The 20,833-nt window shown below is 63.7% G+C and carries 16 protein-coding genes; 3 read left to right on the top strand and 13 right to left on the bottom strand.

The window, feature by feature from the left end; all coding sequences use genetic code 11:
- Nucleotides 1-65: 65 nt before the first annotated feature.
- The 3 genes from ACFO0G_RS13700 to ACFO0G_RS13690 all read left to right on the top strand — a co-directional run bounded on the left by ACFO0G_RS13700 (nt 66) and on the right by ACFO0G_RS13690 (nt 4,278).
- Nucleotides 66-1,469, top strand: a complete 1,404-nt coding sequence (locus ACFO0G_RS13700) for an amino acid permease (protein ID WP_376978246.1) — start codon at nt 66-68, stop codon at nt 1,467-1,469.
- A gap of 22 nt (nt 1,470-1,491) precedes the next feature.
- Nucleotides 1,492-2,793, top strand: a complete 1,302-nt coding sequence (locus tag ACFO0G_RS13695; RefSeq protein ID WP_376978244.1) for a M18 family aminopeptidase — start codon at nt 1,492-1,494, stop codon at nt 2,791-2,793.
- A 168-nt stretch (nt 2,794-2,961) separates the two neighbouring features.
- Nucleotides 2,962-4,278 carry an O-antigen ligase family protein gene (locus tag ACFO0G_RS13690; RefSeq protein ID WP_286400576.1) on the top strand — a complete coding sequence of 439 codons (1,317 nt, stop codon included), beginning with the start codon at nt 2,962-2,964 and terminating at the stop codon, nt 4,276-4,278.
- 41 nt (nt 4,279-4,319) lie between these two features.
- On the opposite strand, the gene ACFO0G_RS13685 is transcribed toward ACFO0G_RS13690, so the two are convergent.
- The 13 genes from ACFO0G_RS13685 to ACFO0G_RS13625 form a co-directional block, all read right to left on the bottom strand.
- A complete protein-coding gene (locus tag ACFO0G_RS13685; RefSeq protein WP_286400574.1) occupies nt 4,320-6,212 on the bottom strand; it encodes a glycosyltransferase family 2 protein in 1,893 nt (630 codons plus the stop codon).
- Nucleotides 6,209-7,351, bottom strand: a complete 1,143-nt coding sequence (locus tag ACFO0G_RS13680) for a glycosyltransferase (RefSeq protein ID WP_286400572.1) — start codon at nt 7,349-7,351, stop codon at nt 6,209-6,211. The genes ACFO0G_RS13685 and ACFO0G_RS13680 overlap by 4 nt, the downstream gene beginning before the upstream one ends.
- Nucleotides 7,352-7,401: 50 nt before the next feature.
- Entirely contained in the window at nt 7,402-8,958 is a 1,557-nt protein-coding gene (locus tag ACFO0G_RS13675) for a tyrosine-protein kinase domain-containing protein (RefSeq protein WP_286400570.1), read from the bottom strand.
- A gap of 184 nt (nt 8,959-9,142) precedes the next feature.
- On the bottom strand, nt 9,143-10,240 hold the full coding sequence (locus ACFO0G_RS13670; protein ID WP_286400568.1) for an acyltransferase family protein: 1,098 nt from the start codon (nt 10,238-10,240) through the stop codon (nt 9,143-9,145).
- Between the two features lie 54 nt (nt 10,241-10,294).
- Nucleotides 10,295-11,236: a rhamnosyltransferase WsaF family glycosyltransferase gene (locus ACFO0G_RS13665; protein ID WP_286400567.1), complete on the bottom strand. Its 942-nt coding sequence runs from the start codon at nt 11,234-11,236 to the stop codon at nt 10,295-10,297.
- Between the two features lie 278 nt (nt 11,237-11,514).
- A complete protein-coding gene (locus tag ACFO0G_RS13660) occupies nt 11,515-12,648 on the bottom strand; it encodes a DegT/DnrJ/EryC1/StrS family aminotransferase (protein ID WP_286400566.1) in 1,134 nt (377 codons plus the stop codon).
- Nucleotides 12,649-12,659: 11 nt separating this feature from the next.
- Nucleotides 12,660-14,195, bottom strand: a complete 1,536-nt coding sequence (locus tag ACFO0G_RS13655) for a lipopolysaccharide biosynthesis protein (RefSeq protein WP_286400565.1) — start codon at nt 14,193-14,195, stop codon at nt 12,660-12,662.
- Nucleotides 14,192-15,274: a glycosyltransferase family 2 protein gene (locus ACFO0G_RS13650; RefSeq protein WP_286400564.1), complete on the bottom strand. Its 1,083-nt coding sequence runs from the start codon at nt 15,272-15,274 to the stop codon at nt 14,192-14,194. The genes ACFO0G_RS13655 and ACFO0G_RS13650 overlap by 4 nt, the downstream gene beginning before the upstream one ends.
- Nucleotides 15,271-15,930, bottom strand: coding sequence for an acetyltransferase (locus ACFO0G_RS13645; protein WP_286400562.1), 660 nt, complete (start codon nt 15,928-15,930; stop codon nt 15,271-15,273). The genes ACFO0G_RS13650 and ACFO0G_RS13645 overlap by 4 nt, the downstream gene beginning before the upstream one ends.
- Nucleotides 15,927-17,093: a DegT/DnrJ/EryC1/StrS family aminotransferase gene (locus ACFO0G_RS13640; RefSeq protein ID WP_286400561.1), complete on the bottom strand. Its 1,167-nt coding sequence runs from the start codon at nt 17,091-17,093 to the stop codon at nt 15,927-15,929. Before ACFO0G_RS13640 ends, ACFO0G_RS13645 begins: the two co-directional genes overlap by 4 nt.
- Entirely contained in the window at nt 17,090-18,085 is a 996-nt protein-coding gene (locus ACFO0G_RS13635; RefSeq protein WP_286400560.1) for an NAD-dependent epimerase/dehydratase family protein, read from the bottom strand. Before ACFO0G_RS13635 ends, ACFO0G_RS13640 begins: the two co-directional genes overlap by 4 nt.
- The gene (locus tag ACFO0G_RS13630) at nt 18,082-19,206 is read right to left on the bottom strand and encodes a Gfo/Idh/MocA family protein (RefSeq protein WP_286400558.1); all 1,125 of its coding nucleotides are present in this window, start codon (nt 19,204-19,206) and stop codon (nt 18,082-18,084) included. The genes ACFO0G_RS13635 and ACFO0G_RS13630 overlap by 4 nt, the downstream gene beginning before the upstream one ends.
- A gap of 28 nt (nt 19,207-19,234) precedes the next feature.
- Nucleotides 19,235-20,833: a sugar transferase gene (locus tag ACFO0G_RS13625; protein ID WP_376978238.1), complete on the bottom strand. Its 1,599-nt coding sequence runs from the start codon at nt 20,831-20,833 to the stop codon at nt 19,235-19,237.

Raw genomic sequence — 20,833 nt, 5'->3', positions numbered from 1 at the left:
GTCCGCCGGTGTCCACCACGGCACGTCGCTCAACCCATGCTATTTCCCAACAGGACGGCGCTTCCATGCATGCTGACCAGCAACTTTCAAAGTCCCTGAAACCCAGGCACCTGTCCATGATCGCCATCGCCGGCGTGATTGGTGCGGGCCTTTTCGTCGGCTCGGGGGCAGCCATCCAGCAGGCCGGCCCCGGCATCCTTATCGCCTACGCGGCCGCAGGCCTGGTGGTGATCCTGGTGATGCGCATGCTGGGGGAGATGGCCGCCGCCAACCCCGAAACAGGTTCGTTCTCAACCTACGCGGACAAGGCCCTTGGCCGCTGGGCAGGGTTCAGCATCGGCTGGCTCTACGCGTGGTTCTGGATCATCGTCCTGGGCATTGAGGCCACGGCCGGCGCGGCCATCATGCACCGCTGGGTGCCCGGCATCGACCAGTGGGTCTGGGCCCTTGCCCTCATGGTGCTGCTGACGTTGACCAACCTCGGTTCCGTGAAGTCGTACGGCGAGTTCGAGTTCTGGTTCGCGTCCATCAAGGTCGCCGCCATCGTCCTGTTCCTCCTCTTCGGTGCGGCCGCCATCCTGGGCCTCGTCCCGGGTGTCCCCGCGCCGGGCCTGAGCAACCTGATCAACAACGGCGGCTTTATGCCCAATGGCCCGGGCGCCGTCCTGGCAGGCATCCTTGTGGTGGTCTTCTCCTTCTTCGGTGCTGAAATCGCCACCATCGCAGCCGGCGAATCAGAAAACCCGGTGGATGCAGTGAAGAAGGCAGTGAAATCCACCGTGTGGCGCATCCTGGTCTTCTACATCGGCTCCATCGCCGTGGTGGTCACCCTGCTCCCCTGGAACTCCGCCTCCGTGGCAAAGAGCCCGTACGTGGCCGTCATTGAACTGTTCGGCATCCCCGGCGCTGGAACCATCATGGACGTCGTGGTGCTTACATCCGTGCTGTCCTGCCTGAACTCCGGCCTCTACACGGCCAGCCGCATGCTGTTTTCCCTCTCCACCCGCGGTGACGCACCGCGCTCATGGACCCGTATCTCCAGCCGGGGAGTTCCCGCCGCTGCCGTCCTTGCCTCCACCGTGGTCGGGTTCGTTACCGTCGGCCTGAACTACATCGCACCGGACACCGTCTTCCTCTTCCTGGTGAACACCTCTGGCGCCATTGCCCTGTTCGTATGGCTGGTCATCTCCGCCTCGCAGCTGGTCCTCCGCCGCCGCATGGGAGCCGCGGCAAAGGAGCTGCAGCTGAAGATGTGGCTGTTCCCGTACCTCACCTGGGCAGCGATCATCAGCATCGTGGCCCTGCTCATCGGCATGGTGATCGTGGAATCCACCCGGGAATCACTGCTGCTCTCCCTGGCCCTGGCCGCCGTGGTCGTACTGGTCGGCGTGCTCCGCTACCGGCGGAACGGCGCTGCCACCCGCCAGCCGGCCGTGGCAGCCGAACCCACAGCGGCGCCTGCCGAGTAAGGGCGGCGCTAGACTCGGGACCATGCCTTTGCCTTCCTCTGCCGCAGACCACATCCAGGACCTTGGCGCCTATGTCAGCGCATCGCCGTCGAGCTTCCACGCCGCGCACGAGGGCGGCCGGCGGCTGGAGGAGGCAGGGTTCAGCCGCCTGGATGAGCTGCAGCCGTGGGAGGGCGGGCCGGGTTCGTTCTTCATCATCAGGGACGGTGCCCTGATCGCGTGGGTGGTCCCCGAAGGTGCTGGGCCGACCACGGGGTTCAATATCCTGGGGGCGCACACCGATTCGCCGTCGTTCAAGCTCAAGCCCAGGCCCACCACCGGCTCGCACGGCTGGCTTCAGGCCGGGGTGGAAATCTACGGCGGACCGCTGCTGAATTCCTGGCTGGACCGCGAGCTCCGGCTCGCGGGCCGGCTGGTGATGTTCGACGGCACCGAGCACCTCACGGCCACCGGCCCGCTGCTCCGTTTCCCGCAGCTGGCCATCCACCTGGACCGGGCCGTGAATGAGGGGCTGGTGCTGGATAAACAGCGGCACATGAACCCGGTGTGGGGGCTGGGGAACCCAACGGATTCGGACCTGCTGGGTGTGTTGGCAGCTTCGGTTCCAGGCGCCTCCGTCGATCCGGGGCAGATTGGCGGGTACGATGTCGTCATTGCGGACACGCAGGACCCTGCGGTTTTCGGAGGCAAGGGGGAGTTCTTCGCGTCCGGGCGGCTGGATAACCTTTCGGCCACGCACGCAGGACTGGCGGCGCTGACCGCCCACGCCGGTTCCGGGGCTGACGGCGGTCCCATCGCAGTCCTTGCGGCCTTCGACCACGAGGAAATCGGCTCCAATTCCCGCTCGGGTGCGTGCGGACCCATCCTCGAAGACGTGCTGGTGCGCATCTCCGACGGCCTCGGCGCGACGGTGAGCCAGCGGCGGCAGGCCCTGGCGGCGTCGTTCTGCCTCTCTGCCGATGCCGGCCACGCGGTGCACCCGAACTACCCCGAGCGGCACGATCCGGCCAACCACCCGGTGCTGAACGGCGGCCCGCTGCTCAAGATCAATGCCAATCAGCGCTACGCCACTGACGCGCTTGGAGCCGCATTCTGGGCCAGGCTGTGCCGTGAAGCGGGGGTGCCATTCCAGGAATTCGTGTCGAACAATGTCGTTCCCTGCGGCTCCACCATCGGTCCGCTCACCGCCACCCGCCTGGGCATCCGGACCGTGGACGTGGGCGTGCCGCTGCTGTCCATGCACTCCGCGCGCGAGCTGTGCGGGGTGGAGGATCCCCTGCGCCTGGCCGCCGTGGCGGAACTGTTCTTCAGGACGGCTGCGTAGTTCCCGCGGTTTGCGGCACCACAAAGGTCCGTGCGGGTAGCCACATGCCCAGGCTGATGCCCTAGTCCCTGCAGTCACCCGGCCCCTACCGTAAGAATGCAGGATCCTGCAGGCGCACTCCGGCTTTGCCGCAGTTGCGCCGTGGCTGTCAGGGAAGGGCGGGGGCTTATGGGGCTGTTCACGCAGGCTCTGTACCTTGAGGTGGCATTTGCTGCCGTAGTTCTGGGCTTGGTGGCTGTTCTTACGCATCCGCGACGCCGGCAGATTCTCGCGTTCCTCCTGGGTGTTTCCGCAGGGCTCGTTGCAGTCCAGGTTTTCAGGGTCCATGTCTTTACGTTCCTCGCCGTAGGCTGGGTCTTGTTGCCCGGCCGGGCAAGGAACAGAGGCACACCCCGGCTCATTGCGGCGTTGCTGGCCGCCGCGCTGCTGTTGGCCTCAACCACGCTGCTGGGTGACCTGGTCAACAGCCCAACTCTCGGACTTCAGCTGCTGGGGCTTGCGGCATCGGCCGCGCTCATAACTTTTGCATCCAGCCGCCGGGATGCGGCGGCCATGCTCTGGGGCCTGCTGGTCGTTTCAACTTTTGGCAGTATCGTGGGCGTGCTGCAGGTATTCCATGTCATCCCCATGGATCTCTGGCATCTGGACGTGAGCGCCATCGGGCGGCCCACGGGGATCTACCCGGAACCTGATTGGCTGGGGATGTTCTCGGGTGCGGGGGTGCTGCTGAGTTGGCGGCTTTCCATGGCCCGGGCGTGGAAGGTGGTTTTCTTCCTGCCGAACGTGACGGTCTTTGTCCTGGCCATGGCCCGGGCGTCCTGGATTGCGCTCCTGGTGTGTATCGCCGCCGCAGGGGTGGCGTCAGTAATTCAACGCAGCCGGGGTGCCATCAACACTGCGGAGAGCGGACCACGGCGGGGGCGCCGTGCCGCCGTCGTCATCGCGTCGGTTGCTGCCGTCCTGGCCTTGTCGGCCATTCCCCAACTGCAGGAGGACGTGACAACCCGGGCATCCACCATGATAGGGACCGTGCAGGAGCACGATATTTCCGGTCAGGCCCGGATCAGGCAAAATGATTCCCTCCTCCAACTGGCCACGTCCATACCCATTTACGGACATGGCCTAAGCGCTGCAGGCAGAGTGGGCGTATGGGGCCAAATAGATACCCTGGGCGAGTCCCAAAACAACGTTGCCAGCAACTGGGTCCTGGGCATGTGGGTGGACGGCGCGCTATTTGCTGTTCCCTTGATCGTCTTCCTGGTTGGTCTGGCGTTCGCACGGGTTCGCAGCATCTCCGGCCAACTTCTGCTCTTCACCCTTGTGAGCAGCCTGTTTTCAAATGCCGTTTTCTTCCCTGTTACCTGGCTCCTCGTCGGTCTGGCGATCATCGCAAGCCGCCCTAATGCCATTGGCGTACCGACGCAGGCGCGGAGGCATGCCCGCCACCGGGTCGAGGACCCTTTGTTTGGTCTTCTGGAGCGCTGAGCTGCTGGTTTGAGGCGCCCCGGAGGCTGAGGCAGCGGCCTTCAACGGGCCACGAGAAGCGCCCACTCCCGTGCTGCTTGGCGGTGGAAAGCAGCTGCGGCCGTGGAAGCTTCCGCCTGTCCGTGCTCTACGGCGAATTCAATCGCCCTGCACCATGCCTGGACGTCGTTATCGGGACCGCTGTTGCCGCTGACCAGCAGCGGTGATTGCGGCCCAAAGAGATCGCCCAGGCTCGTTTCGGCACGCCCCACTACCGGCACGGCGTGCTCAAGGGCCCGGATGGCGATCCCGCTCTGGAAGAACCGTTTGTAGGGAATGAGGATGACCGCGCTGCCGGCAATCACATGGTTCAGTTCGTCTTCGGGGACGAACCGCGCATCCACCCGCCATCCTTCGACCGGTGGCCAGCCACGACCAATGATTTCAAAGTCGTAGCTGGTCCCCAGGCGGCGGGCCAGAGCCACCAAAAGGTCGAGATCCCTGTCGCGCTTGAACTGCCCCAGGACGCGCACCCGGGGACGGCGACTGGGGTCATGCTCATCAGGCCCCACAAACGGCTGCTTTGATGAATGGGGGACCACCGGATGGGGTACCACTGTTAGTCCGTTCGTGAAGCCCTTGCCGCGCATGGCTTCGGCGGCTGCCTGGCTGTGTACGAGTGTTTCAGGCCGGCCCCTCATTTTGCTCATGAGAGCGGAAGCCGCCCGGCCGCTTCCCACTGACCTGACCAGGGGGTCCGGATCGTGATAGACCACCCACGAGGAACCGCCGCACAGCACTTTGACCAGGAAAAGGTCCCAGAAACCCAAAACCGGCCAGGTAAGCAGGATACGGGGCCGAACACTGCGGCCGCGTCGGTACCACCCCTCTGAGCCCAGCAGTTCCAGGTATTCCAGAAGCCACGTAAGGCGGTGCTGGCCGGAAACGGACGGCTCATCCAGGGCTCTGACGCGCGCCCCAATCCCTGCTGCCAAAACATGTTGATGCAACGCCTGAGTGTAGTGCGCCAGGGCCCCTCCAAGCGGGTTGACGATCACAACGCCGCCCGGTTCCTTGGCACGGGCAGCAGCCGCCAAAGGCCGGCCGGAACGGAGCCCGGCCAGCATAGGGCCGAGCGTGGCGGCTCGGTGGTGCTTGATGAGGTCCCGGGCAACCGACCGTGCGAAAAGGTACGGCGCGGATGCCTGGGCCTGGAATCGTGACCCGTGCTTGGCGTGGAAGATCTGGATGTTTCGCGTGAGGTAGAACGGCGGGACCCCGTTCGAGTGTTGCCAGGCGAAGGCCTGCGGGTTCACTGTCACTTTCCAACCATGGCGCCGGAGGGTCTGGTGGTGGTCTGTTTCCTCCATGTACAGGAAATACGTTTCATCGATGGGATGCCGGGACAGGATGCCGCGGCGGAACATCAGGAACGCGCCGTCAAGCCAAGCAACTGGATGCGGGCCGTCAGTGGTCCGATTTTCAGACCTCACCGCCAGGTGCCCATGGTGGCGCGGCAACCCCAGCACCTTGGTGAGGTAACCGCCCTGCGACCAGAATGTCTTCCCATCATCGCCGGTGACCAGGACAGGTCCAGCCACCGCTGTCCCGGGATCTTCGGCGAGGGTGCTGCGGAGGACGGCGAGGCAATCGCCCTCGGGCGTGGTCTCATGGGTGGCAACAAGCAGGTATCGCCATCCTTGGGTGTTTTCCTCATGCCAGGCCGCTCCGCGGTTGACTGCTGCGCCGTACCCTGCGTTGTCGCAGTAGATGGCCTGCGCGCCCGGAGGCAGGAGCTTCTCCACTTCGGTCCGGCGGCCGGGTTCTTCACTGTTGTCCACCACGAGGAGCCGGTCCGGGGCCACACCACCGGCAACCAGAGCGGCCAGGGTCGCTCCCAGGGTCTGGTAGCTGCGGTGGTGGACCACCACGGCGGCCAGGTCAGCAATGGTCATGTGGCCTTCCCGACTGCCAACGGGATTGTCTTCTTTGACGCCGGCGCCGTCGCCGTCATAAGTGCCTGCTCGTAACGCCCGCAAACATCGTCCCAGTTGTACTGCAAAGCGGCCCGCTGCATGTTTGCGGTCCTCGCCCTTGAACGGAGCTCGTCGTCCGACAGCATGCGTCGAAGGGCTTTTGCGATGTCCGCCGGATGCGGATCCACCAGATGTTCCGAAGTGTCGAGGACTTCGCTGTTGTACGCGGTCCGCCGCGCGACCACTGGTGCTCCGCAGGCCATAGCCTGGACCAAGGCTGGATTTGTACCCCCTACGCTGTGCCCGTGGAAGTAGACGCCGGCGTGCTGCCACAGTGACAGCAGCTTCTTGTCGTCGCTGAGGTGCCCGAGCCAGGTGACGTTCGGATGGCGGTCACTCAACTCTTTTGCGTCCTCGTCCAGGGGACCTCCGTATCCGCTGGATCCCACGATGACCACTGGACGCTCACCGGCGATGTCCTCTACTGCCCTGAAGAACTCCGACACCGTATTTTCGGGGACAAACCGGGCCACCATAAGGACATAGGAGTCGTGTTCCAGGCCCGGGACAACTTCCAAGGGCTCCGGGACTTCGCCCCCGTAGGGGATAAACAGGGAGGAGCGGCCGAAATCCTCTTTCCAGCGCCGCTGTATCTCAAGCGAATCGCTGACCAGGACATCTCCAAACCGGGCGGTTAGGCGCGCCCCAAGCTTAAAGACGAACTTTGCAAAACCATTCCACTTGGCACGTTCCCATTCGATGCCGTCAACGTTGACGACAGTTGGAATGCCGCGCAGTTTTAGCAAGGGCAGCCAGAAACCGTTGGCCACGTTCATAACCAACGCGACGTCTGGACTTTCATGGATGCTGTGAAGGACCGCCGTGAGGCCGAATGACAGGGTACTAAGCGACTTTCGTTCCAAACCCGGGGTCGTGGTGGTCCGGACGCGGGGATCGCGGGTGTCATCGTCATCTTTGGTGGCACCCGGGCGGCAATAAACGTTGACATCCCAACCTTTGCCAGCCAGAAAGGGGGCGATCTTCCTGACGGCGGTTTCAAAACCGCCGTAGTAGCTTGGATAGCCGCGGGTGCCGACAACTGCGACAGTTTTGGGCATCTACTTTCTCCTGTTTCCCGTTCGAAGCACTTCAGATAGTTCCCGGCGGGCTACGACGCTTTCCGGCTTTCCTTGGGAAATCGGTCCCGGGTTTCGGCACCGTCCTCTTCCGTCCTCCGCCGATCACCCTCAACACCCCTGCCGGCACTCCCTGAAGTGGCAGCTTCCGGCGAGGCAGTGTAGGCACCGTAGTACGCGTAGGAATCCACACCTTTGGTCGGAACGCAGTTGAAGATCGCTCCGAGGACCGGGGCCTGGACCTTCTGAAGTGCCCTGAGGGACCTTTCAAATTCATCGCGTGTGGTTTGACCGGCCCTGGCCACCACGATCACCCCATCCGCGGCGCTCGACAGAACTGCAGCGTCTGTGACGGGCAGCAAAGGGGGAGCGTCAATCAGTACGGTGGCTCCGGCTGCAAGGGTGCTCAGCAATTGCTTCATGGCATTTGTGCCCAGCAGTTCGCTCGGGTTGGGCGGGGTTGGCCCGGAGCCCACGATCGAAAGGTTCGACAGGACTGTCGGGGCTTGGATCACATCGACCAGTTGGGCTTGCCCGCTGAGTACATTGGTCACCCCGACCCCCGGAACGAGGTTGAAGGCACCAGCGATTCGGGGACGACGGAGGTCTCCATCGACGACGACGACAGGCTCACCGGTAGCTGCCATCGTTACTGCCAGGTTGCTGGCCACGGTTGACTTGCCGTCGGAAGTCATCGGACTGGTTACCAGGATGATGCGGGGACGGTGGTCAACATCGAGAAACTTAAGGTTGGTCCTCAGCGCCCGGAGGGCCTCGACAAAGGCACGGTTCCGTTCTCCTGCCTGTGTAAGTTTGTGCCGCTCGGTGCCCAGTACCTTTAGGACTCCGCTGATATCCGGGTCATAGGGAAGAGTCCCGATCACGGGAACGTCGAAGAGGCGCTCGATCTCGGTGGAGCTGCGCAGCCTGCGGTCCAGATGATGGCGGAGGAGTGCTGCGGCGTAGGCCAGGAGAAGGCCACCAACTGCGCCGAACAGGAGAGCGAGTCTGATGTTAGGGGAAATTGGTGCCGTAGGAAGGGCCGCTTTATCGAGGGGAACCAGGCCTACCGGGAGGGCCGGAGGGGTTGGTTGGCCGGCGGTAACGGAGCTTTCGAGCAGCTGCACCCTTTTGGCCAGCTCGGTGACCCATGCATCAGCCACCCGCTGAGCCATGAGCGGGTCCGGAGACGTGGCAGTGATGCGAATTTCTGCCGTATCCACGGGGACGTTGACTGAAACGCTGGGGAGCAGGGCGTCAGCGGTGGTATTCAAGCCCACCGCTGCGATGACCTGATCTGCGATGAGCCGGGATTCCGCGATCGACTCGTAGTTCTTGATTTTGGACTTCGCCAGGGCATCACCGGTCAGGAGTGTGTTGACGCTGTCCGAACCCACGGTGAGCACAAGGGCGCTGGATTCCGCGGCGTAGGTACGCGGCTGAAGGGCCGCCCAAAGGGTTACCAGGGCGGTAACAAGGACGGTCACGACCGCGATGGAGCGCCAGTAGAGCCGAGCCACGCGCACATAGTCGCGCACTCCCATTCCTGCGATGGAGCCATCGCTGTTGATCTCGTGTTTGCCTGTCACGACGTCGTTCCTTCCCTTTCCGTGGAGCACCTCCGCACGGGTGGACCCATCGGCCTTGGAGAAAAATTAGCCCGGCGCTGCTTGTCGTCGGGATGAACCGGTTAGGCCTTTGTGGGCCCTGTCCTGCAACAGTGTGGAAACTGCGGACCTCCGCGGCTGTGGTCAGCCCTTTGGCGCTTTTCGTTTAGGAAAATCTCTTCTTCCATCTGGCGGCAGGCCTGACGAGGGCATGGTGTGTGATGACTGCCAGAACAGCGCTTCCCGGTATGGCGTACCAACCAACGTTGATGAGTTGGTCCGTCCCGGCGGCGAGCATGAAGAGAATTGCCATCGGATAGTGCCAGATGTACAGCTCGTAACTGATCTTTCCTACGTAAACGACGGGCGGAACGGAAAGGACGGACTTCAAAGCAAACGCGTTCCCGGGACCGGCCACGATGGAAGCAATCGCTGCGACGGTTCCCGCCGCAGCCGCAATGTAGGCCAGGGAACTGAACGCGGGCCAGAATCCGGCTGTGACCACCCCGAAGGCTATGGTCAGTGCGCCGGCATATCCCCACGACGGGGCGAAATGGGCGTCCCTATGCTCCGCGAGCCACAGGGCGAAGCTGCATCCGAGGAACAGGCCGCCGGCGCGGAGGAAGTAGCTCGCGTCCTGCCCGGTGGAGGCGAGCACAATCTGTGCGCCGTCCAGAATGAGCCCAAGGGCCAGGGAGACGATCCATTTTCCGGGGACGCGGCGCGAAAACAGGAGTATCAGCGTGAATGGCCATATCAGGTAGAAAATTTCCTCAATTCCGAGGCTCCAGGTTTGAAGCCAGGTAAGCCCCGACTTGCCGAAGAACTGGCCTGCCACCGGCGTCAGGTACGTTGCGGCGAGGGCGACCTCAAAGAGATGCTTGCTGCCCCGGATGAGTAACCCGAAAGGAAGAATGGCCACGATGGCTATCAGTAGCGCGGGGTACAGGCGGACAGCCCTGCGCCAGTAGAAGAGGCCTAACCGGATGCGGTCATAGCGGTTAAGTTCCGCGAGCAATATCGTCGTAATGAGGAACCCGGACAAAGCAAAGAAGATGTCAACGCCCAGGAAACCTGCAAATGGCAGTGGCTGGAGACCGTGGTGCACCAGGACAAGCAGGATGGCGACAGCCCGCAGGCCGTCCAGGGCGGGAACGTACTGCAGTCCCTGCTGGGGTGAGGGCGCCTTTGACGCAATGGTGGAAGCCGGCACTGGCGTCTGGACGGAAAAGGGGGTCGACAACCACGAAAAAGCTGTGGGCATACGCACCTTGTTCTCCTCTGGTATGCGATTCGTGAAGTCCCACTGACCCCGAAGTCAGTAGGAGCCCAATGAGCTGAGCTCGTAGCCAGTCAACGCGGCCGCAAAACTGGCCTGGGTTTCTGCCCACGTGTGTTCGCGGTGGGAGGCGGCTCTCGCGGATCGTTCGGCTGCATCCTCGGCCGTGACGACGTCACTGAGGGTTTTTGCCAATATTGCTGGGTTGGCTGCAGCCCATACCGCCTCCGGATTGGTGAGGACCGCACGGGATGACTGGTCATCATTGAGGACCGGGACGTTGCCGGCTGCCAGCATTTCCGCTGCTACCAGGGTGATGTTTGTGAAGCTCAGGGCAAGCCCTGAAATGGTCCGGTTATACAGTTCGTTGAGTTCCCGGGGAGAAATTCTTCCGTGCTGCCGGACAGGAACGCCCCATCCCGTGACCCGTGCTCCGTAAACGTGGATCTCCTGCCGCGGGTGCATTCGATGGAATTGCTGCAATGCCAGGCGGCCCATATCGTACCCTCGGCGTTCAGCCTCGGGTTTCGCGAAGAATACGACACCGGAGCGCCCAGTGGTGTTGGTGAGCCGGTAGGTACCTACATCACTACCAAAGGGCAGGATCTTTGACCGGACGCCGACCTCCCGTTTCAATACCTCCGCCACCATCGGTCCAAGGGCCATCAAGTTGAAACCGAAGCGGTAGCTGTCCTCGGCAAGTGCATAAAGCGAACCGCGAGGGTGGAAGTATGGCTCGAAATCCTGGATAAAGTAGTGGGGTGAAGGGCCCCCTCGCCGGGGCATACGGGCGGCTAGCACATGAGCGGTTTCCCATGAACTGGCGACACATGCGTCAAGGCCATCCAAGCTCACCGGGACAGGATGGATGTCAGCCGCCAGGCCGGGCCAGTGGTTCCTGATGACCGAGCGGTGCCTTTCCATCGCCCCGTCATTCCGGTTGTAAACCAGAATCGTGCAGCGGTGGCCCCGCTCTTCCATCCCCCGCACCATACGGAAGAAGGTCGTATGGCCTCCGGCACCTGGGATGGGTGGCGTTATGAGCCAACCAATATGCATTGGTCCCTCGCAAGTGTTTGGCGTTCCAGTGCTCATACTGGTTGAACTGGATACGTCCCCTGCATCCAGAGGAAAGTTGAGAGACTGGATCCCCATGCGGGCATCCAGTTCGCCGTAAAGGCGGCGTACTACCCGGCGCGAGGTATCCGCCAGACCGCGCGATCCTGTTCTCGATATAACCTCGCCCAGACTCATTCGAGTCAATTCGACCTCCTTGCCAGCGCACTCTTCAACGCCCTCGTCACATGCTGTTGCTGTTGCAGCGAAATATGGGGATACAGCGGGATCGACAGGATCTGTTGTGCTGCCGACTCGGCGATTGGGGCGTGCACGGGGGGCAGATCCAACCTCTTCCAGGCACTCGTCTGATGGAGGGGTACCGGGTAATGGACTGCGGTGGAGACCCCGGCGCCATGCAGTTGGTCCGCGACACGGTCCCGATTCGCCAAACGGATGACGAACAGGTGCCAGACGTCTGAATTTCCAGGAGCTGACGTTGGCAGTCGCAGTTCCTCGATGTCCGCCAAGAGTTGCTGGTAGTTCATGGCCGCCTCGCGGCGCAATTCATTCCACCCGGCCAAGCGCCGCAACTTGCAGGAAAGTACAGCGGCCTGAACAGTATCGAGGCGGGAATTGCGGCCCATGATCTCATGCCGATACTTGTGTTCACTCCCATGGGAACCAAGGAGCCGCACATGCCGGGCTGCTGCATCATCGTCTGTGGTGACAGCCCCAGCATCCCCCGCGGCTCCCAGATTCTTGCCCGGATAGAAGCTGGTGGCCGCCAAGTGCCCGAGCGTACCCGCGGCCTTGTTGAACCTGGTGGCCCCTTGAGCTTGCGCCGCATCTTCGATGATGACAGCGCCGCATTCTTCCGCTATTGGCTCCAGTCGCTCAACCGGGGCTACCTGCCCGAAGAGGTGCACCGGGATGATGGCAGCTGTCTTGTCCGTTATCGACTTCCGCACCGATTCCGGATCCAGCAGCAAGTACTCTTCGTCTACATCAGCCAGCACTGGGCGCGCGCCGGTTCTGAGAACCGCCTCTACGGTTGCTATGAAAGTGTTGGCCGGGACGATAACTTCCTGCCCGGGTTTTACACCGGCCGCGCTTAGCGCCATTTCCAGCGCGTCAGTTCCGTTGGCAGAGCCGATGCAGTGCCTTGCGCCGAGAAAGTCCGCGTACTGCTGCTCGAACAGCTCCACCTCTTTGCCGCCTACGAAGGCAGCCCGCGCCATAATATCCATCAGTTGGGGTTCCAGTTCCTCCCGGATCTCCTCCTGCTGCGCCGGGATATCAACCAGAGGCACACGGATTTGTTCAGGATGGGTCAATTCGAGCTCCTTTAGGTTGTCTGGGAGGTTGTTGTCGTCACGGGTGGGGTGGCCGGATCGATTTCGGCCCTTTCACCCTTTTCCGCGCCTGCGTCGCTCAACTGCTTCAATCGCAGGTACGTTCGCTTGGCGGCGCGGAGGGTCAGCGCCAGGTACAACACAGTGCCAGCGAGGCAACCCGAGGCAAGAGCGAGGAACGGCGGGGTGATCCACTGAGCGGCGAGACAACCGATGGCACCCGTCCCTATGGCCGCAAAAAGCGGAGTGACGGATGGCGCAAGCATTCGCTTGACCGACACTTTGACAATCCGGCCTACGAGGAAGAAGTAGACAGGGAGGACTGCTATCCAAATCACTATGGCGTGGGCTGCACCTGCACCGCTCACGCCCGTATAGGTGACACCCACCAGAAGGGCTGGGAAGAGGCAGGCCAGCCAAAGCATTTGCACCCAGAACAGGCCGGTTGTGCGGCCGCCTCCTACGCATAAATCGGCAAGGATTTCCGATACGATCCTCCCCGCTCCAAATATGCCCAGCCCGACCATGGCAGCTGGAGCGCCTTGCCAGGTGCTGCCGTAGAACACCTCGACGAGCGGACCTGCCAGTCCCACCAGCAAGGCGGATATCGGCATGGCCAGGTATGCGGTCAACCCCAGGACATCCGGTGCCGCCCGATCGAGGAGCCCCGCTTTATGCAGGCGGCCGAAAGTAGGTAATGCGACCGTTCGGATCATTGCGGTAATCAAGCTGCTCGGCAGGTTGGCAAGGCTGAATGCCAGAAGATAGACACCCAGCTGGGCAGGACCCAATTGCCGGCCCACGATGACGTAGTCCAAATTCAAGGTGGCGAAGACAACGAGATTTGCCAGCGCCAAAGGCATCCCGAGGCGGAGGACATAACCTGCGGCAAGCCGATCAAAGCCGGGACGGAACCGGACTGGGGTAATAACCCAATATCCGGCCGTGGTCAGTAATTGCCCGGCTACACGTGACCAAACAAGGGCGTAGGCCCCCAAGCCGTTCTTTGCCATCGGGATCGCCACCGCAAGAGTCAATACAGCTCCCGCAATTTCCACGAACGCACGTGGCCGCTGGAGGTACTCGCGCCAGACCATGGCCGCTGGCACGCCCGAGCACCCTGACAGGAGAATGGTGATGGAGAGGATTTGAATGACTCCGGAAGCGCCGGGATCACCAAGGACCGCGGCCAAGGTTGGCGCAAAGAAGATGACCGCTCCCGTGATCACCGCACTCGTTGCCACTCCCAATGTCAGGATTGTGGGTGCAATCTCACGTGGATCGCGATCAGCGCGTGCCAGCGCTGCGGTGGCACCCAGTTCCGTCACATTGATCGCAATGGTTTGGATAACCTGCGCGACAGCCAGGGCGCCAAAGTGCTCAGGGGCCAATATCCGGGCCAGGACAAGCATCGTGAGGAACTGCAGTGCCCTGCCGGCCACTACTCCAGCAGCGCCCCAGGCAAGCCCTCCCTTCAATCCCGCCTTGACCGCTTGGACCGGACCCGCTTTCGCCTGCTCCGTGCTCATGAGATGCCTACTTTGCGCCAGGCAACCCAACGTGCGCGGTTTAGTTGGTGCCGGTAGCTTTCCGTGAAGTTCTGGAAGCCTGTGGGCGCTGCTCCGGCCAAGGCCCGCCGGAGTCGGTAGCTGAGGGTGCGGCCGCGTAGGGTCTCGGCTGCGGCAGGGTAGGCGGCAACGGCCACTTCAAGGAACTCGAGGGAAGTGCCGGTTGGTCCCCCGCTGTCCAGGTTCCGCTCAGCCAGAAGGAGAGCTTCCCGGCAGATTCCCCGCATGGCGAGTTCAAGGAAGCGGTCTCCATTGGGCAGTCGACGGGTGACCTCCGCGGTGGCCAGCACCCGGAATGCGGCAAGCCTGTGCTCCAAGTCGATTTGAAGGGTGCTGTAGGTGGTGATGTGCATGTTCTTCCCATGAACCCGGTAGTACGCCTGGGATGGACCGTTGATTCTGCCGATGTCCCAATCGGCTGCGGTCCGAAGCCAATACTCGAAATCCGCTGAGTGGGGGAGATCCTTGTTGTAGGGGCCCACTTGCCGCATGGCGGAGGTACGCATCACCACTTCCGGCGAAAAAATGAAATTCCGTCCCCGCAGGCAGGACCATAGGAGCCATTCTTTGCCTCGCCAGATGGTCCAGTTGCTGCGCCGTGCGCCATCTTCTTCCCAGGAAGGTTTGGGGTCGCCACGGAATTCGGTTGGCAAGCCATAAACCAGGCCCACGCGGGGATAGGCCCTCATCAGGTCGGTAGCCCTGGACAGGGCTCCAGTAGCGACGATGTCGTCTGCTGACACGAGCGTAACGAATTCGGTCTCCACCCTCGCGAGGCCATCGTTGTAGGTGGCGATGTGGCCCATGTTCTTTGCGTGGGAAACCACACTGATTCTGGAGTCGTCGTCGGCGAGGGCATTTGCCACCTCCACGGACCCATCAGGTGAGGCGTCGTCGACAATGATGACCCTTGGAGCAACGCGTTTCTGCGTCAGTACGCTATGCACCACCTGCGGGAGATAGTGGCCGTAGTTGTAACAGGGAACGACGACGGTGACAGTTGCTGCATCATTGGCTTCCCGAGGCCATGAAACCCTCATGACATCCCCCCAATCCGGAAGCCGTCCCCGTCGATTTCGTGTGCGGGCACGCCAACCCAGGTCTCGCCGTCGGGGACGTTGCTCAGGACCGCTGCCCCCATACCCACCGTCGCGTAGGCGCCCACGGACGTCCGTTCGCGGACACTGGCGTTCATGCCCAGGTAGGCTGCCCGGCCAATCCGGACTCCGCCGCCCAGCGACACTCCCGCAGCGAACGTCGCAAAGTCCGCCACGTCGTCGTCGTGGGTGAACGTCACGGACGGCATGGCAACCACGTGCGCGCCCAGCGTGACGGACGCGGTGAGCGTGACATTGCGGAGCAGGATGCTGCCCCGGCCCACCCGGCACCCTTCCGGGTACTGGACCGAAGGGTCGATAGCGGTGGCGTAGCGGGCTTCGGTGAGGCCCAGCGCCGTCAGGCGTTCCACCACGGATTCCCGCGCCCGGCCCGAGCCGATGCACACCAGCACGAACGCGTTCGTGTACCTGGCAGCGTCGTCAATGGTCCCCAACACGGGGGCGCCGTCCACGCTGACCCCCGCCATTTCCTTGTCGTCATCAAGCAAGCCCACGACGTCGTACTGCCCGCTGCTGCGCACCATCGCCAGGACCTCGCGGGCCAGGCCACTGGCCGCTATGAGGATCAGCTCACTCATGTGCGCGTTCCTGGTGCCGCAGCCCGAATGGTGCTGATGATCCTGCCCAGCCCGTCGTCGTCCAGTTCGTGGTACACCGGCAGGATCAGCGTCCTGTCATTAAGCCGTTCCGTGTGCTGCAGCAGCGAGCCGCCGGAGTCCCGCCATCGGTAGGCGGGTTGCCTGTGCGCTGCCATGATGCCCCGCCGGGCCGAAATGCCCGCTTCGGCCAGCTTCTCCATCAGCCCGTCCCGCGTTGTTCCAAATCTGGGCAGCACCTCCACCCAGAACGACTGGAAGTTGGTGGTGCCGTACGGCGGGTCCGACACCAGCCGCAGGCCCGGCACCCGGGTGAGGCCGGCCACGTACCGTGCCGCAATCTCCCGGCGCCGCGCCAGGACTTCGGGCAGCCGGCCAAGCTGGACGATTCCGACGGCGGCCTGCAGGTCAGTCATGCGGTAGTTGAAACCCACCTCCAGGTAGGCCTCCGGCGGCGCGAGCAGCGAGCCATGCCGGTCTGCGGCGGACATGCTCATGGAATGCTCCCGCAGCGTCCTGGCCCTGGCAGCCCAGTCGGCCCGGTTGGTGGTGAGCATGCCGCCCTCGCCGGTGGTGAGGATCTTGCGCGGATGGAACGACCACACCGCAACGTCCGCGCCCACACCCACCGGCCGGCCTTTGTACGTGGAGCCCACGGCGCACGCCGCGTCCTCGATCACGGTGATCTCGTGGCGGTCGCACAGCTCGCGGATGGGGTCCATGTCCAGCGGCACCCCGCCCTGGTCCACCACGATCACGGCCCGGGTGTCCAAAGTGAGTGCGGCGTGGATGGTTTCCGCGGTCACATTCCCGGTGGCCGGGTCCACGTCGCAGAACACCGGCCGGGCGCCGACGTACGTCACGGCGTTGGCGGTGGCAATGAAGGACAGGGAAGGCACGACGACGTCGTCCCCCGGCCCGATTCCGGCCACCACCAGCGCCAGGTGCAGCGCCGTGGTGCAGCTGGAAGTGGCCACACCGTGCCGCGCATCCTGGGCTTCGGCAAAGCGCGCCTCAAACTCCTTCACCTTGGGACCCTGCGCCACCCATCCGGAGGCCACCACCTCGGCCAGGGCCCGGGCTTCCTCTTCCCCAAGCCATGGCTTCATGACGTTGATCCGGGTCAGGAATGTTTCCGCAGTCATGGCGCACCAACCTTCCGTGCAGCGGCAATCTCGTCGCGCAGCGGCATCCACCAGCTGACCAGTTGCCTCAGTCCTTCTTCGAGTTCCACCTCGGCCTTAAAACCGAGATCACGTGCGGCGGCGGACGTATCCGCCAGCCGCCGCACTACACCGTTCACCTGCCGCGCGGGCCCGTGTTCCACCTCAAGCCCGGAACCCATGACCCGCAGCAGCGCCTGGGCCATCTCCAGCAGGCTGGTTTCCGTACCGCTGGCCACGTTGTAGACCCCCTCGGTGATGCTGCTTGCCGCCGCCAGCACATTGGCGCGGGCAACGTCCGCGGTATGCACAAAGTCCATGGTCTGCAGGCCGTCGCCGAAGATCAGCGGCGGCCGCCCGTCCATAATCCGCTCCATCCACCGCACCAGGACCTCGGTGTACAGGCCGTGGACGTCCATCCGGGGCCCGTAGACGTTGAAGTAGCGCAGCATCACGTAGTCCAGCCCGCTCATGGCGCGGAAGCTGCGCGCCATGCCCTCGTTGAAGGACTTGGCGGCGCCGTAAAAAGTGTCATTGTTGGCGTGGTGGTGCCGTTCGGGGGTGGGAAACTCCTCGGCCATCCCGTACACGGAGGCACTGGAGGCTGCCACCAGCTTGCCCACCTTGTGCTCCGCGGCAGCCTCCAGAACGTTATAGGTTCCGTCCACCAGCACCTCAAGGGCCAGGCGCGGCTCCTCCGCACACTGGGTGATGCGGATGGCTGCCTGGTGGAACACCAGGTCCTTCCCCTTGGTGAGATCATGAACCAGGTCCCGGTCCTGGATGGTGCCGCGCACCAGGTCCACCTGCCCGGTTGCCAGGGCCCCGGAAAGGTTGCCGAGGCGGCCGCGGACCAGGTTGTCCAGGACGTCGATCCGGGCCACACCGGCGTCGAGCAGGGCGTCCACGAGGGTGGATCCGATGGTGCCGGCCCCGCCGGTGACCAGGACGGTGGCCCCCTCCAACGCGCTCACAGCGCCCCCTCCAGGTCGGGTCCGGCACTGGCCAGCTCGGACCCGGCCACCGGAGCCGGCTGCCCGTCCATGCCCAAGCTGCGGGTGACCGCTTCCAGGACAGACAGCACCCGGAGCCCGGAGGCGCCACCGGTGCGGGCTTCCTGGCCAGTGCGGATGCACGAGGCCAGTTCCTGCACCACCTGGCTGAGGGCCTCGCGCTCCGGCAGCGCAGGGGACCACGTATCTCCCAGGCGGTAGGAAACAGCGGTGGAAGCCTTCTCGCCGGCTGATTTCGGTTGCCGGTCCAGGCTGACGCCCCGGTCATAGACGCTCAGCCGCTGCTGGGGGTTCAGGTCGTCCCACACCAGGGTCCGCAGGGACCCGCCAATCACCATCTGCCGGATCTTGGTGGGGCTCAGCCAGTTCACGTGCACGTGGGCGGTGGCGTCGTTGGGAAGCCGGAAGTTCAGGTGCCCCACGCAGTCCCGCCCGGTTCCCAGCGGATCCGCGCCGAACGCGGACACGTCCGTGGGGTTCAAGCCACCCGGCAGGACGAAATCCAGGATGGCGAGGTCATGCGGCGCCAGGTCCCAGAACACATCAACATCAGGCTGGACGAGTCCCAAATTGATTCGCGTGGAATCCACGAACAGGATTTCGCCGAGCGATCCTGACTGCACCAGTTCCTGCATCTTCAAGACAGCGGGGGTGTAACAGTAGGTGTGGTCCGCCATCAGCACCAGCCCGTTCGCCTGCGCCTCGGCCACCATCTCCAGCCCATGCTCCCGGCTGTCCGCGAGCGGCTTCTCCACCAGGACGTGTTTACCGGCGCGCAGTGCCGTCATGACCGTTCCGTGGTGGGTGCGGGCCGGCGTCGCTATGGCAACGGCGTCTACGTCGCAAAAGTCCAGCAGCTCATCCAGGGACTCCACGCATGGGATCTCACCCAGAGTCGCCGCCAGCTTCCGCGCCCTCTCAAGGTCCAGGTCGCAAATGGCCACCAGGTCCCAGTCCGGGCTTGCCTGGAGGTTGCGCGCCAAGTTCGGTCCCCAATAGCCGGCACCAACGACGGCGATGCGGAGTTTGCGCGCAGGCTGCGGCTGCCTGGGGGGCTGGTTTTGATGCGTGAATGCCCTCATGTTTTTTCTTCCCATTTTCGTGAATTTGCTAGTAGGCGCCCGACGGCCGGACCACAGCCCGGAACGTTCGCCAAAGAATCAGGAGGTCCCCGGCAAGGGACCAGTTTTCGACGTAGTAGAGGTCAAGACGGACTGCTTCCTCCCAGGGAAGGTCGGAGCGTCCGTTGATCTGCCAAAGGCCTGTGATGCCCGGCTTGATCAGGAGCCGGCGGTGCGTGTGGCGCTCGTAGCCGCTGACCTCACGGTCCAGCGGCGGCCGCGGCCCCACCATGCTCATATCGCCCAGCACCACGTTCCAGAGCTGGGGAAGTTCGTCCAGGGAGTATTTGCGCATCCACCGTCCGCAGCGCGTCACCCGGGGGTCGTCCTTCATCTTGAAGAGCACCCCGGCCCCCTCGTTCTGCTGGTTCAGGGCGGCCAACCGCTCTTCGGCGTCGACCACCATGGACCGGAACTTGAACATCCCGAACACCTGGCCGTCCTTGCCGATCCTGTCCTGCCGGAAGAAGACGGGACCGGGGCTGTCCAGCCGGACGGTCACGGCAAGCACCAGGAGCACCGGGGAGAGCACCAGGAGTGCGGCCAGCGCAGCAGTGACATCCATGACCCGCTTCAAGGCGTGCTTGGCGCCGCCGTACTGCGGGATGTCAACGTGCATCAGGGGCAGTCCCTCCACTGGGCGCCAGTGGATCCGCGGGCCTGCCACATTGGTCAAGGTGGCAGCCAGGATCAGTTCGGTGGAGGACTCCTCGAGTTTCCATCCCAGCTCCCGGATGAACTTGTTCCCGCCCGGAAGGGGCCCGGCCACTATGACGGAATCGGCATCAACCAGCCGGACAGTCCGGGCGATGGCGTCCGTGGACGAAAGCACCGGCACCGTGCGTCCATCCACCCGAAGGCCGGCTCCGCGCCGGGCCCCGGGGAGGCAGGCACCGAGGATCTCGTATACCGCACCGGACTTCCGGCCCACCTGCTGCACCACATAGCGGACGTCCTCCGGCTCGCCCACCACCACAGCCCGCGAAAGGTGCCGGCCTTTGAGCTTTTCAGCAGCCAGCCGGCGCCGGAACGCCCAGCGGTTCCCGCTCAGGGCCACCAGGCCCAGCGGCAGGGAAACGGTGACGAAGGCGGTGGCGCCGTGGATAGAGAAGACCACTGCGGCCAGGGCCATCAGGCCGAAGATCCGCAGGGTAGCCGAGGCCACCCGCTTGTATTCGTCGGCGCCGACGCCCAGCACCTTGAGGTCCCTGGTGCGGTAGGCCTCCAGTGCCGCCATCCAACTGACTGCCAGGGCTGCGGAGGCAACTGCCGCTCCGCCATCCCTGGGGCCAACCGGGGAGAATCCGTCCTCGGAGAGAAGGAAGCCGGCGTACACGGCAGCCGCCACCATTCCGGCGTCAGCGCCCCTCAAGAGATTCACATGCCGGGAGATCCACGCAGCCGATGCCTTTCGGTTCCGGGCTTTTGATGCAGTGGCGGTCCGGGCAGCGGGCAACAGCGGGAACCTGGTTCCTGCAGCAGCCTCCGCTGCCACCGCCTGGGTTGCCTGTTTCCGCTGTACGGCAACGGGAGCCACAGGCCAGTCGAATGCAGCGGGCCGTGCTTTAGCGAGAGGTATGTCAGCCAT

The organism is Arthrobacter sedimenti (genome assembly GCF_042652025.1).
Taxonomy (GTDB): Bacteria; Actinomycetota; Actinomycetes; order Actinomycetales; family Micrococcaceae; genus Arthrobacter; species Arthrobacter sedimenti.
This window is presented reverse-complemented; position numbering and strand designations above follow the sequence as displayed.

Bases quoted from the DNA above. Each gene is read 5' to 3' on its own strand.
- ACFO0G_RS13645 (WP_286400562.1), bottom strand. From the start codon at position 15,930: ATGAGTGAGCTGATCCTCATAGCGGCCAGTGGCCTGGCCCGCGAGGTC.
- ACFO0G_RS13650 (WP_286400564.1), bottom strand. From the start codon at position 15,274: ATGAGGGTTTCATGGCCTCGGGAAGCCAATGATGCAGCAACTGTCACC.
- ACFO0G_RS13695 (WP_376978244.1), top strand. From the start codon at position 1,492: ATGCCTTTGCCTTCCTCTGCCGCAGACCACATCCAGGACCTTGGCGCC.
- ACFO0G_RS13665 (WP_286400567.1), bottom strand. From the start codon at position 11,236: ATGGAAGAGCGGGGCCACCGCTGCACGATTCTGGTTTACAACCGGAAT.
- ACFO0G_RS13690 (WP_286400576.1), top strand. From the start codon at position 2,962: ATGGGGCTGTTCACGCAGGCTCTGTACCTTGAGGTGGCATTTGCTGCC.
- ACFO0G_RS13630 (WP_286400558.1), bottom strand. From the start codon at position 19,206: ATGAGGGCATTCACGCATCAAAACCAGCCCCCCAGGCAGCCGCAGCCT.
- ACFO0G_RS13680 (WP_286400572.1), bottom strand. From the start codon at position 7,351: ATGCCCAAAACTGTCGCAGTTGTCGGCACCCGCGGCTATCCAAGCTAC.
- ACFO0G_RS13700 (WP_376978246.1), top strand. From the start codon at position 66: ATGCATGCTGACCAGCAACTTTCAAAGTCCCTGAAACCCAGGCACCTG.
- ACFO0G_RS13640 (WP_286400561.1), bottom strand. From the start codon at position 17,093: ATGACTGCGGAAACATTCCTGACCCGGATCAACGTCATGAAGCCATGG.
- ACFO0G_RS13685 (WP_286400574.1), bottom strand. From the start codon at position 6,212: ATGACCATTGCTGACCTGGCCGCCGTGGTGGTCCACCACCGCAGCTAC.
- ACFO0G_RS13625 (WP_376978238.1), bottom strand. From the start codon at position 20,833: ATGGCTGACATACCTCTCGCTAAAGCACGGCCCGCTGCATTCGACTGG.
- ACFO0G_RS13670 (WP_286400568.1), bottom strand. From the start codon at position 10,240: ATGCCCACAGCTTTTTCGTGGTTGTCGACCCCCTTTTCCGTCCAGACG.
- ACFO0G_RS13655 (WP_286400565.1), bottom strand. From the start codon at position 14,195: ATGAGCACGGAGCAGGCGAAAGCGGGTCCGGTCCAAGCGGTCAAGGCG.